The organism is Pseudomonas sp. FW305-96, assembly GCF_058783825.1.
On the sequence record NZ_JBYSYW010000007.1, the window covers coordinates 1 to 14,770 of the forward strand.

8 protein-coding genes are annotated in these 14,770 nt (G+C 62.5%); 1 reads left to right on the forward strand and 7 read right to left on the reverse strand.

Annotated elements, in window-relative coordinates:
- Positions 1-209 precede the first annotated feature (209 nt).
- The 7 genes from AC3WL2_RS07135 to pip form a co-directional block, all read right to left on the reverse strand.
- Complete coding sequence (locus tag AC3WL2_RS07135) at positions 210-944, reverse strand: amino acid ABC transporter ATP-binding protein (RefSeq protein ID WP_102685493.1); 735 nt, start codon at positions 942-944, stop codon at positions 210-212.
- A complete protein-coding gene (locus AC3WL2_RS07140; RefSeq protein ID WP_102685492.1) occupies positions 937-1,899 on the reverse strand; it encodes an amino acid ABC transporter permease in 963 nt (320 codons plus the stop codon). Before AC3WL2_RS07140 ends, AC3WL2_RS07135 begins: the two co-directional genes overlap by 8 nt.
- Positions 1,900-1,977: 78 nt before the next feature.
- The gene (locus AC3WL2_RS07145) at positions 1,978-2,775 is read right to left on the reverse strand and encodes a transporter substrate-binding domain-containing protein (RefSeq protein WP_173862488.1); all 798 of its coding nucleotides are present in this window, start codon (positions 2,773-2,775) and stop codon (positions 1,978-1,980) included.
- A gap of 267 nt (positions 2,776-3,042) precedes the next feature.
- Complete coding sequence (gene mdoH, locus AC3WL2_RS07150) at positions 3,043-5,610, reverse strand: glucans biosynthesis glucosyltransferase MdoH (RefSeq protein ID WP_102690661.1); 2,568 nt, start codon at positions 5,608-5,610, stop codon at positions 3,043-3,045.
- Complete coding sequence (locus AC3WL2_RS07155; protein ID WP_102681734.1) at positions 5,603-7,333, reverse strand: glucan biosynthesis protein G; 1,731 nt, start codon at positions 7,331-7,333, stop codon at positions 5,603-5,605. The genes mdoH and AC3WL2_RS07155 overlap by 8 nt, the downstream gene beginning before the upstream one ends.
- 262 nt (positions 7,334-7,595) lie before the next feature.
- Complete coding sequence (dtd, locus tag AC3WL2_RS07160; protein ID WP_046853901.1) at positions 7,596-8,033, reverse strand: D-aminoacyl-tRNA deacylase; 438 nt, start codon at positions 8,031-8,033, stop codon at positions 7,596-7,598.
- Positions 8,030-9,001 carry a prolyl aminopeptidase gene (gene pip, locus AC3WL2_RS07165; protein WP_046853900.1) on the reverse strand — a complete coding sequence of 324 codons (972 nt, stop codon included), beginning with the start codon at positions 8,999-9,001 and terminating at the stop codon, positions 8,030-8,032. The genes dtd and pip overlap by 4 nt, the downstream gene beginning before the upstream one ends.
- Before the next feature lie 149 nt (positions 9,002-9,150).
- On the opposite strand from pip, the gene AC3WL2_RS07170 reads away from it, so the two are divergent.
- Positions 9,151-14,745, forward strand: coding sequence for an NEL-type E3 ubiquitin ligase domain-containing protein (locus AC3WL2_RS07170; RefSeq protein ID WP_102681735.1), 5,595 nt, complete (start codon positions 9,151-9,153; stop codon positions 14,743-14,745).
- Positions 14,746-14,770: the final 25 nt, after the last annotated feature.

Sequence of the window (14,770 nt, forward strand, 5' to 3'; positions counted from 1 at the left end):
CAAGATCAAGATCAAGATCAAGATCAAGATCAAGATCAAGATCAAGATCAAGATCAAGATCAAGATCAAGATCAAGATCAAGAGAGAGCGTTCTTTAATTGGAGGCTAGAGATATTTCGACAGCCAGGCCTCTCACCAATATATGGCAAGAGGCCTGAACAGCTTGATCAGATATATTGCACCCACGAATTACGCAGGCCTCAAAACCCTCACAAAACTTGCCGCAAGAACGCCTGGGCCCGTGGGTCCTTCGGCGCGGCGAAGAACTGCTGGGGCGGCGAATCCTCCAGCAACTTGCCGTGGTCGAAGAACAACACACGGTCAGCCACTTCCCGGGCAAAGCCCATCTCGTGCGTCACGCAGACCATGGTCATGCCTTCCTGGGCCAGGGTCTTCATCACATCCAGCACTTCACCGACCATTTCCGGGTCGAGCGCCGAGGTCGGCTCATCGAACAACATCACCTTCGGGTCCATCGCCAGGGCGCGGGCGATGGCTACCCGCTGCTGCTGGCCACCGGAGAGGCGCGACGGGTACTCGTTGGCTTTCTGGGCGATACCGACCTTTTCCAGCAACGCCCGGGCCTTGGCTTCCCGATCGGCCTTGTTGCGCTTGCGCACCACCTTCTGCGCCAGGCACAGGTTCTCCAGCACGGTCATGTGCGGGAACAGGTTGAAATGCTGGAACACCATGCCGACTTCACGGCGGTAGGCGTTGATGTCGGTTTTCGGGTCGTCCAGTTGCACGCCGTTGATGGACACATGGCCCTGGTCGAAATGCTCCAGGCCGTTCAGGCAACGCAGGAAAGTGGACTTGCCCGAGCCGGACGGGCCCAGCACTACCACCACCTCGCCCTTGGCGACCTGGGTGGTGACGTTGTCCACCGCACGCACCACCTGGCCGCGGGTGTCGAAGACTTTCAGCAGGTCACGGACTTCAATCACTTTGCGCAAGCCTCCGCTCGAGCCGGCTGGCGATGTGCGACAGCGGCAGGTTGATCAGCAGGTACAGGCCCGCCACGCAGAACCAGATCTCGAAGGTCGAGAACGAGGTGGTGATGGCCTCGCGGCCGCTCTTGGTCAGTTCGGTGATGGCGATCACCGACACCAGCGAGGTGTCCTTGACCAGGCTGATGAACTGCCCGGCCAGCGGTGGCAGCACGCGCTTGAAGGCCTGGGGCAGGATCACATGGCGCATCGACTGGGCGCCGTTCAGGCCCAGGGAGCGTGCCGCCTCGTTCTGGCCCTTGGCGATCGACTGCACGCCGGCACGGACGATCTCGGCCACGTAGGCGCCGGTGAACAGTGCCAGCGCCGCCACCCCGGCGAACTCGCGGGACAGGTTGAGCACGGTACCGATGAAGAAGTAGAAGATGAAGATCTGCACCAGCAGCGGCGTGCCGCGCACCAGTTCGACATACACCGTGGACAGGTCGCGCAGGGTGGGGTTGCTCGACAGCCGACACAATCCGGCGAACAGGCCGATCACCAGGCCCAAGGCGCCGGAGATGACCGAGATCCACAACGTGGTCCAAAGGCCCCAGGCCAAAGGACCAGCGGCCCAGTGACGGGTGACGCCGATGGCATCGCCCTCGGCTACGTCGTCGCCACGGGTCAGCAGCATGCTGTCCTTGGCCACTTCGACGACCTGGGTGTCGCCGCTCTCATCCTTCAGGGTGACCCGGGCGTTGTCGCCGGACACCACGATTTCCTCGACCGTGCCAGGGTTGGCGGCACGCTGGGTTTCCTCGGCCTTGTAGGCGAAGTATTGCGGAACACGGTTCCAGCGCCACTCGTAGGAAATCATCGAGGTGGCCAGGTACAGACTGATCGCCAGGCCCACCAGGACCAGCGCGGTCAGCCCGTGCCAGGGCCACTGTGCTTTCTTGTGTTTGATCACGTGGGGTACTTCCGTAAATGCGAACGCGCAGGGCTTGCCTGCGCGTCGAGGTCAGCGCTTGGGTTTGTGGCCCAGGCCTTATTCCATTTCCTTCAGCCAGTCCTTGCTCTTGAACCACTTGTCGTGGATACGATCGTAGGTCCCGTCATGCTTGATCTGGTGCAGGAAGTTGTTGATGTAGTTGATGCTGTCGTAATCGCCCTTCTTCAGGCCGAAGGCCAGTGGCTCGTAGGTGAAGGGCTCTTCCAGGAACACCAGTTTGCCGGCGCCAGCCTTCTCCACCGCCACCACGTTGTAGGGCGAGTCGTAGACGAAGGCGTCGGCCTTGCCATTGACCACGTCCATCACCCCTTCCTGCTCGTTGTCGTAGCCGTGGTACTTGGCCTTGCCGATCAGCTTCTTCGCGACCATCTCGCCGGTGGTGCCAAGCTTGGAGGTGAGGCGATATTTCTCGTTGTTCAGGTCTTTGTACGACTTGATCTCGCCCGCCAGCTCCTTGCGGATCAGCAAAGTCTGGCCGACGACGATGAAGGGCTCGCTGAAGTTCAGGCGCAGGTTGCGCTCCTGAGTCAGGGTCATGCCGCTGCCGATGAAGTCGAACTTGTCGGTCATCAGCGCCGGGATGATGCCGTCGTAGGCGGTGGAGACCATCTCCAGCTTGACGCCCATGGACTTGGCCATGGCCTTGAGGATGTCGACTTCGAAGCCGATGATCTCGCCACGTTTGTTGGTCATTTCGAACGGCATGTAGGTCGGGTCCATGCCCACACGCAGGGTGCCGCGCTTGACCGCGTCATCGATGGCGCCGGCCTGGGCGGTGGCTACCGCGATCAGGGCGGTCGCACCTACCAGCAGTCGCGACAGGTATTTCTTCATCATCACCAAGTCCCCTAGCAAGAAGTACGCAGATTTTTCTTGTAAGCACGGTCCTATAGACCGATGCGTAATGTCGGGACGGATGCTAACGCATGCGAAGGCCGGGACCTAGAGCCGGTGGGGACTTTGTTGGCCAAAAATCGATGAGGGAAAAACAATCGCGGGGCAAGTCGGGCCGCCGCATCGCCGCTCCCACGCACCGTTGATACGGCGTGGGAGCGGCGATGCGGCGGCCCGACTTGCCCCGCGATTATCGGTGCGACGGAGTCAAGCCAGTGCTGGCTGGACCACGTGCTCCGGATGCAGCGGCAGCAGCGGCGAGTGCGGATCGTTGGCGATGGACGCGCGCCATACATCGATCCACGCCGTGTTGTGCCCGGCCCATACCTGCTCGTGCAGGCGCGACAGCGCCACCGGGTCGCTGAGCAGCGCCAGGCGGGTGTTCAGGTCCAGGCCCTGTGGCCCCACTTCCAGCGCCTTGGCCACGCGCTCAACGCGCAGCGCCTCGATCGGCGCCGCCTGGCCGTGACGCGCCGTGGCCATGGCGCAGGCCAGGGCGTTCTGGCGTGGGTCGACCACGGCCCGCACGAAGCCGTCGTGCAGGGCATGCCAGCGGTTCTCGTGGGTGTACTGGTCGGTGGCCAGCAGCTCCTGCGGCGTCGCATATTCCTCGGGGATGAGGAACAGTTTCTCGTCCTTGGCCGCCAGGCCCAGGCGGGTGCGGCTGGAGATCACCGAAACCGGGATCGACAGCACCAGCGAGCCGACGATCGGCGCCAGCCACCACAGGAAGCTCGGGTTTAACCAGGCCACCAGGCCGGCCCAGGCGATGCCCAGCAGGGTCTGCGGACCATGGCGACGTACCGCCTCGCTCCACGGAGTCGAGTCGTCGTCACGCTGCGGCGAGTTCCAGGTCGCGGCCCAACCGAGGAACGCGGCCAGCACGAAACGGGTGTGGAAGATCATCCGCACCGGCGCCAGCAGCATGGAGAACAGCATCTCCATCAGCATCGACAAGGTGACCTTGATGCGTCCGCCAAACTCGGTGGCGCCCTTGGCCCAGATCAGGATGACGCTGAGCAGCTTGGGCAGGAACAGCAGCACGATGGTGGTGGAGAACAGCGCGATGGCTTTTTCCGGGTGCCATTGCGGCCACAGCGGGTAGAGCTGGAACGGTTCGATGAAGTATTGCGGCTCCATCAGCGTGTTGGTCGCCAGAAGCGCGGTCGACAGCACCAGGAACAGGAACCACAACGGCGCCGACAGGTACGACATCACGCCGGTGAGGAATACAGCGCGGTGCACCGGGTGCATGCCCTTGACCAAAAACAGGCGGAAGTTCATCAGGTTGCCGTGGCACCAGCGACGATCGCGCTTGAGCTCGTCGAGCAGGTTCGGCGGCAGTTCTTCGTAGCTGCCCGGCAGGTCGTAGGCGATCCACACGCCCCAACCGGCCCGGCGCATCAGTGCGGCTTCGACGAAGTCGTGGGAAAGGATCGCACCAGCAAACGCGCCCTTGCCCGGCAACGGCGCCAGGGCGCAGTGCTCGATGAATGGCTTCATGCGGATGATCGCGTTGTGGCCCCAGTAGTGCGACTCCCCCAACTGCCAGAAGTGCAGGCCGGCGGTGAACAGCGGGCCGTATACGCGGGTAGCGAACTGCTGCATGCGCGCATAAAGGGTATCCATGCCCGAAGCTTTTGGCCCGGTCTGGATAATGCCGGCGTCCGGGTTGGCCTCCATCAGACGCACCAGGCTGCTCAGGCACTCGCCGCTCATGACGCTGTCGGCGTCGAGCACGACCATGTACTTGTAATCGCCGCCCCAGCGGCGGCAAAAGTCGTCGAGGTTGCCGCTCTTGCGCTTCACCCGGCGCCGGCGACGACGGTAGAAGATGCGGCCGAAGCCCTTGGTCTCGCGACACACGTCGAGCCAGGCCTGTTGTTCGGCCACGGCGATATCGGTGTCGTTGGTATCGCTGAGCACGAAGAAGTCGAAGCGGTCGAGGTTGCCGCTGGCAGCCACCGACTCGAAGGTGGCGCGCAGGCCCGCGAACACCCGTGGCACGTCTTCGTTGCAGATCGGCATCACCAGCGCGGTGCGCGCCTCGGCGGGAATCGGCTCGTTGCCGGCGCTGCTGCCGGAAATCTTGTACTTGTCACGCCCGGTGAGCAGCTCGAGGAAGCCCATCAGCGCGGTCCAGAAGCCCGCCGATACCCAGCAGAACAGGATGCCGAAGAGGATCAGGATGGACGTCTGCAGCGCATACGGCCACACCTGCACCACGGTGTCCCACAGTGGCTGGTGGATGACTTCGTCGAGGTCGACGAACGACCAGCCCTGGTACGGCAGGATGCCCTTCATGTACCAGCCGGCGACAATGGTCTGGCCAATCATCAAGGTCAGCAGGATGTAGCGGCGGATCGAGCCGACCGTGCGCCAGCGCGCCGGGGGCAGCTCGCGCTTGGGCGGCTGCGGGGCGTTGGTGCGACCGGTCATGCGCCGCCACATGCGGATCAGCACGTTGGTGCGCCACGGCTCGGGCACGACCTTGGTGCGTTTGATCGGTGGGGCGATCTTCAGGCACAGGCGGCCGCTGCCATCGACGCCGAGCATCTCGGCCTCTTCCAGTTCGGCGGCGCTGCCTACGGTAAGACGGGCCCCCACCGAAGCCTGGACGGCCTCGGCGGTGGCGGCGGCCGGGTTGGCCGCCAGGCGTTGGTGCAGCTCGCTGAACGAGGTGCAACGGGCGAGTTCCGCGCGTTGCTCGTCGCTCAGGGGGAGGTGGGCCAGGTATTCGCCAAGCGATTCCGGCCTTGCGCTTGAGTTACTCATCGGCAGGCAACTGATAGCTCCAGGTCTCGGTCAGCACCTTCTCGGTGGTGGCCGGGGCCCCGTTGGTGGATGCCGCGTCGGCGGCGGGTTGCTCGGCAGCCTGCTCGGCCTTGGCTTTCTCAGCCTTGGCGTGGGCGTGCTTGGCCTTGTCCTGCTTGGTTTCCTTGGCGGGCTTCGGTTGCTCGACCGGCACGTCACGCAGCAGCGCGGCGCGCATCTCGGTGGACTTCTTCGGATCCTGCACCTTCAGGCGCAGGGTCAAGCGCCAGCCTTTGGTTTCCGGGTTGTAACGCAGATTGTTCTCGACCACTTCGGCGTTGTCGCCGACGCTGACCTGGCTGCGCACGGCGGTGTCCGCCGGCAACGCCGCAAGGTTCGGGCCGATGAAATCGACCAGCAGGGCAACACTGCCGTCGGTCTGACGGATCAGGTTGGACTGCTTGACGTCACCGGCGGAGCGCAGGGTCTGCTTGACCCAGCCCAGTTCCTGCGAGTGCAGCTGGTCTTCCTTGATGGTCCAGCGCAGGCGGTAGTCGTATTCGAACGGCTTGCCTGGCTCAGGCAGTTTTTCCGGGCTCCAGAAGGCCACGATGTTGTCGTTGGTTTCGTCGGCGGTCGGAATCTCGACCAGGTCGACGGTGCCCTTGCCCCAATCACCCTTCGGCTCGATCCAGGCGCTCGGACGCTTTTCGTACTCGTCGTCGAGGTCTTCATAGTCGCTGAAGGCGCGCTGGCGCTGCAGCAGGCCGAAACCACGCGGGTTCTCGACGCTGAAGTTGCTCACGGCCAGGTGTTTCGGGTTGTTCAGCGGGCGCCACAGCCACTCGCCGTTGGCGGCGTGGATGGCCAGACCTTCGGAATCATGCAGGGCCGGGCGGTAGTTCATGACCTTCGACGGCTGGTTGGGGCCGAACAGGTACATGCTGGTCAGCGGGGCGATGCCCAGACGGCTGACGTTTTCACGCAGGTAGACGCGCGACTTGACGTCGACCAGGGTGTCCTCGCCAGGGCGCAGGGTCAGCTTGTAGGCACCGGTGGAGCGCGGCGAGTCAAGCAGTGCGTAGATCACCAGGTGCTTGTCTTTCGGCTTGGGCTTCTCGATCCAGAATTCGCGGAAACGCGGGAATTCCTCGCCCGACGGCAGTGCGGTATCGATTGCCAGGCCGCGGGCCGACAGGCCATAGCGGTGGCCTTTGCCGACCACGCGGAAGTAGCTGGCGCCAAGCAGGGTCATGATCTCGTCCTGCTTGTCGGCCTTGTTGATCGGGTAGAGCACACGGAAGCCGGCATAGCCGAGGTTCTTGGTGGCATCAGCGTCATGGGGCACGTCACCGAACTCGAAGCGGCTCGGGTCGTACTTGATTTCCTTGACCTTGTTGGCGGTGATCTCGTTGATGGTCACCGGCGTGTCGAAGTGCATGCCCTGGTGATAGAAGGACAGCTTGAACGGCGTCTTGTCCTTGGCCCACTCGGCCTTTTCCTGCAGGAAGCGGATCTTCTGGTAGTCGGCGTACTTCATGTCGCGGAACACCGGCGGCAGGTTGCTCTTCGGTGCCTCGAACTTCTGACCGGCCAGATCCTTTGCCTTGGCTGCAACATCGTCCAGATTGAATGCCCACAGCTGGCCCGCGCTCATCAGGCCGACCAGCGCCACGCCGGCCAACAGGGCCTTGCGCAGCCGGATACCGGGGATTCTAGGTGCAATACAGGGGCTTACAATCACGAGCAATCCTCGCCGAAAACAGATCATGAAACCAACGGCCAGCGACAAATGCCGGGTTGGCGAGCACTGTTCGGACCCCGTGAGGGCGTAATGATTCCCCAAACGGATCCTGACAATGCTCGAGTCAAAGTGAAACGAACCTGCGAACGCAGGTTCATGCAGCGCGCGATTATCCAGCAGGTCGCGTTACAACGCATCAGGCTGAACAAACTATTTATCGTACAAAACCCCTTGTTTTCGCCAAACAAAGGGTTTTTTGACCTCATATTTGTAACATAAATGTTACCGGGCCATCATTGACCAGATGCACCTGCATGTCAGCGCCGAAGCGACCACTGGCCACCTGCGGATGCTGACCTTGGGCCTGATTCAAAAGATAGTCGAAAAGCGCAGCGCCAAGGGCCGGTGGCGCAGCCGTCGAGAAGCTCGGGCGCATGCCGTTGCGGGTGTCGGCGGCCAGGGTGAACTGCGAAACCAGCAACAGGCCGCCGCCGACATCCTTGAGCGAGCGGTTCATCTTGCCCTGCTCGTCGCTGAACACTCGGTAGTTCAGCAGTTTGTGCAGCAGCTTGTCGGCATGCTCAGGCGAATCGCCTGGCTCGACCGCCACTAGCGCCAGCAACCCTTGATCGATGGCGCCGACGATCTCCCCCGCCACTTCCACCCGTGCGCCACGCACACGCTGGATCAGCCCTTTCATGCCTCTTCCAGGGGCAGGTCGAGCAGGCGTCGCGCCATCTGGTCGGCCGCGCGTACCAGAGCGTCGGTGATACCCGGCTCGGAAGCGGCGTGGCCGGCGTCGCGGATCACCTTCAACTCGCTGTTCGGCCAGGCCTGGTGCAGTTCCCAGGCGTTGTCCAGCGGGCAGATCACATCGTAGCGGCCATGCACGATCACCGCCGGCAGATGGGCGATCTTCGGCATGTCGCGGATCAGCTGATCCTGCTCGAGGAACGCGTTGTTGGTGAAGTAATGGCATTCGATGCGGGCGATGGACAGGGCGCGCTGGGGTTCGGAGAAGCGGTCGACCACCAACGGGTTCGGTCGCAAGGTGGCGGTACGGCCTTCCCAGGTGGACCAGGCCTTGGCCGCATGCATCTGGGCGATCTGGTCGTTGCCGGTCAGGCGCTTGTGGAAGGCCTTGACCAGGTCGCCACGCTCTTCCGGTGGAATCGGTGCGATGTAGTCCTGCCAGTAATCGGGGAACAGGCGGCTTGCGCCCTCCTGGTAGAACCAGCTGATTTCCTGCGGGCGGCACAGGAAGATCCCGCGCAGGATCAGCCCATGCACGCGCTCGGGGTGGGTCTGGGCATAGGCCAGGGCCAGGGTGGAGCCCCAGGAGCCGCCGAACAGTACCCATTTGTCGATGCCGAGGTGCTCACGGATGCGCTCCAGATCCTCGACCAGGTGCCAGGTGGTGTTGTTCTCCAGGCTCGCGTGGGGCGTGGAGCGACCACAGCCGCGCTGGTCGAAGGTGATGATGCGGTAGAGATTGGGGTCGAAGTAGCAACGGCTCTGGGCGTCGCAACCAGCGCCCGGGCCGCCGTGGATGAACACCACGGGCAGACCTTCCGGCGAGCCGCTTTCATCGACGTACAGCACATGCGGCGCTTCCACGGCCAGATCGTGCCGGGCGTAGGGTTTGATCTGCGGGTAGAGGGTCTGCATCGCGCACTCCGTGTGAGGTTTGGTTCGGCCGTGGGCCATCATAAACCTGAATTGCGCTTTGAGCATGTGTCTAAGCAAGATCATCTTATGTGCAAGGCGCAGATACGGCTCAATAGCATGGAGGGACTCAATCAACACGAGATGCCCTCATGCTCGACCCGGCCAACGCTGCAACCTCCGAACCTGGTTTCTATCACCAACTGATCAGCCGCAAGTTACCCGGCTGGCTGATCGATGCTCAGCCGGAGCAACGGCAACTCCTGCGCCAAGCGGCAGGCCAACGCGACCCACAGCTCGAACGCGCATGCGAGGACAACCCTGCGGTGGCCAAGGCACTGGCGCAAACCTATGGCCAGCACCTGCAGGCTGAAGCCGACCTGAAGACACTTCTGGCGGGCCTGCCACAGCTGGAGCAATACGCCACTGATCTGCTGTCGAACGCGATCCGCCAGCGCTTCGACCAGCAGATCGAGGTTTCGACAACCTACCTGATGAATCTGACCAGGGCCGCGGCCATCAAAGAGACGCTGTCCAGCCTGGCCAGCGATCCGTTCGCCACTTCAGCCCGCGCCCTGAAGCTGGCGACTCAATCCCTGCTGCACAGCGCCCTGCAGAATTTCGAGGCCTTCGAAGCTCGACCTGGGGGCTTGAAAGCTGGCAACATAGAGTCGGCCATCCTCGACAGGAACGATGTCAGTCCCGTCTCCCAGGCCGTCAGGCTGCCCATCACTGCAGAAGACTTTGCGGCGCTGGTACGTAAGCTGGATATCGGCGGCAAGTACCAGGCGCTGCTCGACTCGCTCGATCCCCCCGCCGACAAGCCAGGCTCAGAAGCCGTTCGGACCGTATTCAAGGCTGCCGAAAGCTCTGCATTCCGCTTGCACGTTCACCACGCCTTTTTACTGGGCAAGATCGGCAAAGCCATCCACGATACCCTGCTGAAACTCGCGAGCGACGACAAAGTCGAACATGGCGGGCGCCCTGTGCTGTGTGGCAGCATCACGCTGTTGCACACCACTCTTACCGGCGCAATGACGATTGGAATCGACGCTCGCATCCCAACGGGTGCCGGGCGCTTCCCACCCGGCCCGGTGTATCCCTATGACGGCTGGCTGGTGCTTTACCTCCCAGGCCTCCCCGAGCCGCTGACCTGCCATGCCTCCCGGGCTGATGCCGAAATCTTCCTTGCCAAGCAGTTGCCAGCATTTCGCCAGGCGAGCCACCAGCAACTGATACCCGACCGGCACCGGAGCAGTTTCCTCGACAGACTCACCGACACACTTGAACCCTATACCTGGAACGCCAGCGGCCAGTACAAGGAACGCCTACCCGCCCCCAACCCCAAGATCAGCCTGCACGTACACCCCTTCACCAGGTCGTGCATGGACGAGCGAGTCACTCAACGGCAGCAGCGCCTGCGCGACGATGGGCTGTTCCACGCCGTACCGACAGCAACGATGGACCAGCAGACAGCCCGAAGGCACATGGCCTACTTCGGGGCCATCGCGTTAAATACCCTGAATTTCGCGGGCATGTTCATAGCACCGTTAGGTGCCGTGATGCTCGGTGTGACCGCAGTGCAACTGGTCAACGAAACATTCGAGGGTATTGGCAGCTGGCTCGACGGGGATCGCGAGCAAGCGCTGCAGTACCTGATGGATGTGATCGAGAACGTCGCCATCATGGCGGCGCTGGCGGCGGCTCACCGTGGCAGCGGCACACCGGTGGTCGAGCGAATATCGGTGCAGACACCGTCCTTCATCGAAGAGCTCGAGCCCGTCGAGACGCCTGACGGTGAACGCCGCCTGTGGAAACCCGATCTGGCTCCCTTCCACCACGACACAGTGCTGCCGGCCGGACTCAAGCCCGACGAATTCGGTTTGATCCACCACGAAGGCAAAACCTGGCTGCCGGTCGAGGACCGGGTGTACTCGCTCAAGCGCGCAGACAATGGGTATCGCCTCGAACACCCTGGCCGCACCAACAGCTACCAACCGACAGCGCTGCACAACGGCGCAGGGGCGTGGCTGCTTCCCACCGAGCAACCGCGAAGTTGGGCCGACATGCGTCTGTTCCGCAGGCTTGGACACCTGCAGGCCAGCTTCGATGAATGTGCCGCCAAGCAGATACTGCGTGTCAGCGGCACCGACGAGCACGTGCTGCGCAACATTCTGTGTCACAACCAGAGGCTACCGGCGCTGCTGGAGGACACGATGGAGCGTTTTGCCATTGATCAGCACATACAGCAGGCGCTTCCCGAGGCCTCGGTCATGGCGCGCAGCGCCGAGTTCACGCACCGCACCCAGGCAGTCATCGTCCCCCTTTCCTCTCGCGCGGCGCTGCTTCGAAGGGTTTACCCGAATCTGCCCGTCAGGCTTTGCGAAGAACTGGCGCGCAATGCCTCATACGCCGAACGACGCATGCTGACTGCAGGTAAGGTACCTGGTCGGCTGGCTGGGGAAATTCGGCTCTATCAACAACAGGTGCGGCTGGCCCGTGCCTACGAAGGCCTGTACCTGGATTCCTCGCGTAGCTGGGACAGCGACCGCCTGGCCCTGCGCATGCTCGAACGGCTGCCAGGCTGGCCCGAAGACCTGCGGGTGGAGCTGCACCATCGCCAGGTTTCTCCGGAGCGCATCGACAGTATTGGCCCCAAGAAAACCAGCTCGACCGTATCGATCACCAGTGCCTGGGCGGGCTATCTGGAAACCCCGACGGCCGAGACCCCGGATGAGCAGATTCGCACCTACGACAGCCTGTACGGCGCAGTGTTCGACGCGCTGACCGACTCACATAAGTTGGCGTTGGGTATCGATTCGGCGTCAGCCCTGCACGAACGGGTGCGGGACGCCCCCCTGCTACCGCGCGCCGAACTGCGCAAAGTGTTCAACATGCAGCCCCCGGTGTTTCGTTCGCCCATGCGCCTGGCCGATGGACGGCTGGGTTACCGCCTGAGCGATGACGGGCAACCTCCAGAACCGCAGAGCAGGAGCAGATTGCTGTCGCAACTTGACGACATGAGCTTGGCACCCGAATTCTCCGTAACCTCGGAGCGTGTCCTGGTGGCCCTGGAAAACGCTGGCCGGTCGCCGTCGCAGATACAAGCGCGGATCGATCAATTGCGTGTCGAGCGCCAGGAGCTGCGCCAGAGCCTGGACGAAGCATTCGCCGGCCCTGCCCAGGTGGCGGCTCTTGGAGCCAGCCTCGCCAACCGACAAGAGATCGAAATGGCCCTGTGGCAGCACTGGATTCATAGTGCAGTGCCCGAACTCGACGGGCCGGCAGGTATCCTGCGGCTTTCCCGGATGTTCATCGCCGAGTTCCCACGGCAACTGCCTGCATTTATCGGTTTACGTGTCAGTCGCTTGCAACTGGACAATATCATTCTTGATCACTCGCCCGACAGCACCTTGGCCTGGACAGATATCGAAGCGCAACTGAGCAATGTCTTCCGCCATTTCCCGAATCTGTCAGCCCTGGAGATCAGCCGTCCCTATGACGCGCTCGCTGGCGCCTCGGAGTTCGCCAACAGCTTGCCGCTGATCGTCAGTAGTTTTCCACAGCTTGGTGAATTGAGACTGATCAACCAGAACCTCACACTCTACCCGCTGGACCTCGAACGCTTCGCCTCTCGCACTCAACTGAGCTATCTGGACCTGAGCGGCAATCGCCTTGCTCCACTCACACGCTTCAGCCCTCCGGACTGGTATCTGGATTACCTGGGCCTGGAGCGAATGGCACTGGAACAGTGGCCGGACTGGCTTGACGCGGTGGCCCTGGAACGAATCGGCACCTTGTCGCTGCAACACAACACCCTGACCCGTGTCCCGACGCTGTTACTGGAAAACGCCGAAAGCGAGAGCACGCACACCCGTATTCTGCTCGATGGCAATGCCATACGCCCGGCGCAGTTGCTGGATATGCACCACAGCCAGGCAAGCCTGCGTCGCCGGTTCGTTTTCAGCCTGGGGCACAATCTCGTCATCGAGCAGTATCAAGCGCTGCGCGACACCCTGTACCAGTGGAGCATGGCCTCCACGTCCACGTCGGTGCCTGACGGCCAAACGGCAAACGCTCGATCGAGAGTCGCCCAATCTACTCTCGACTTCTGGGAACGCCGTGTCCGTGACGACTCCCTGAGCCCCTGGCACCTTGATGACTTCAGTGTTGAACACTTCCCACCTTCACTGCCGGAGTTCTTCATCCGCTGCGCCGATATTGTCCGACTGACCCGCATGCAGGGCGCGGCAGAGCAGCTTGACCGGTGGCTCGAGCGTTTCACACACATCACCCATTTGACCCTCGACGGCCATGTCCGGCCACTTTCGCGCCTACCCGAGGCACTGACCCGGCTGCCTGCGCTCAGCCGCCTGAGCGTGATAAACCAGGGCCTGGAGATCGACAACCAGACGATGCGCTTAATCGCACGCATACCCGCCTTGAGGGAACTAGATATCTCTGACAACCGGCTGAACCCGGAATTGCGCAGCCTCAATGGCATGGCCCCACGCCTTGATCGCCTTGCACTGCGCAACATGGGGCTGGAAAGCTGGCCGGCCTGGCTGGACAACCTGATGCCCAGATACACCTTGGACCTGCGGGAAAACCGCCTGACTACCCTGCCCCAGACGATTCTCGAAAACCCGCCCAGCACGTTCGGCAGCACTGCCATCCTGTTGACCGGCAACCCGTTGACCCCCGCGACGATGCGCGCAGCGCACCTGTCACAGCGCTACGACCGGACCTTCACCTTCGACATGGACTTGCCCTTCGACATTCTCAGCGCGTCGCCAATGGGCATCGAGCCAGGTGTCGAATTCGGCAGCTCGCTGGGCAGCCTCGGTAGTACGGGCAGCACCGGCAGCTACCATCGCCATGGCTTTGCCCCCTGGACGCCGATGCTAGAGCTGGATGTCAGCCCTTGGCTGGAGGGTGCCGGCAGCTTGCGCCAGTCAAGGGACGCGCAGTGGCAGCAAATTCGCCAGGCCGGTGATGCGGACAACCTGCTGCAACTGATCACCCAGCTGACAACAGCCGTGCCCTATCGCAACACCGACACCAGGCCAGCCATCATAGAGCGTGTCTGGCGTGTCCTGGCAATGGCAGCGAACCAGCCAGATGAACGTGAGGTGTTCGATGCGATTGCTGCCGAGGCCATCCGCGAAGGCACCTGCCCGGACGGGATCTTGCTGCAGTTCCAGCAGGTCGAGCAGATGCACATGATTGCCCAGACCGCCCTGGATACGACCGGGGCGGGTCGCGAGTCGCGCCTCTATCGTTTGCTGCGCCGCCATTTCCGCCAAGAGCGCCTCGATGAAATTGCCAGCGCCAGGTCACTGCACCAGGATGCCGCCGAAGTCCGCCTGGCTTATCGGCGTCTGCTGGCCTCGCGCCTGGATCTGCTGAGCCCGGCTGACGAAATGATGTTCGCTGCCGACGTGAGTTCGGCAGATGCCATGGATGCTGCGTTACGAATATGGGAGGCTGAGGAGGGGGAGGAATTTCTGACATTCGCCGGCTACACGCCGTTCTGGGTCGATTACCTGCGCGAGGTCTACGCTGGCGATTTTGAGCGGATCGAAACGAAGTTCCAGAGCGCAGTGAACAACCTGCAATACGACCAACCAGAGGCCAGCCTGGATGAACTGGAGGCGCCGACCCGCGCGCTGGAGGCTCTGCGCGAGCGACAAGAGGCAAACCTGATCGCCGAGCTGACCCAGCGCATTCGCGCCGAGCACCACTAACCGCAAGCCAGCGCCCGCAGCTACG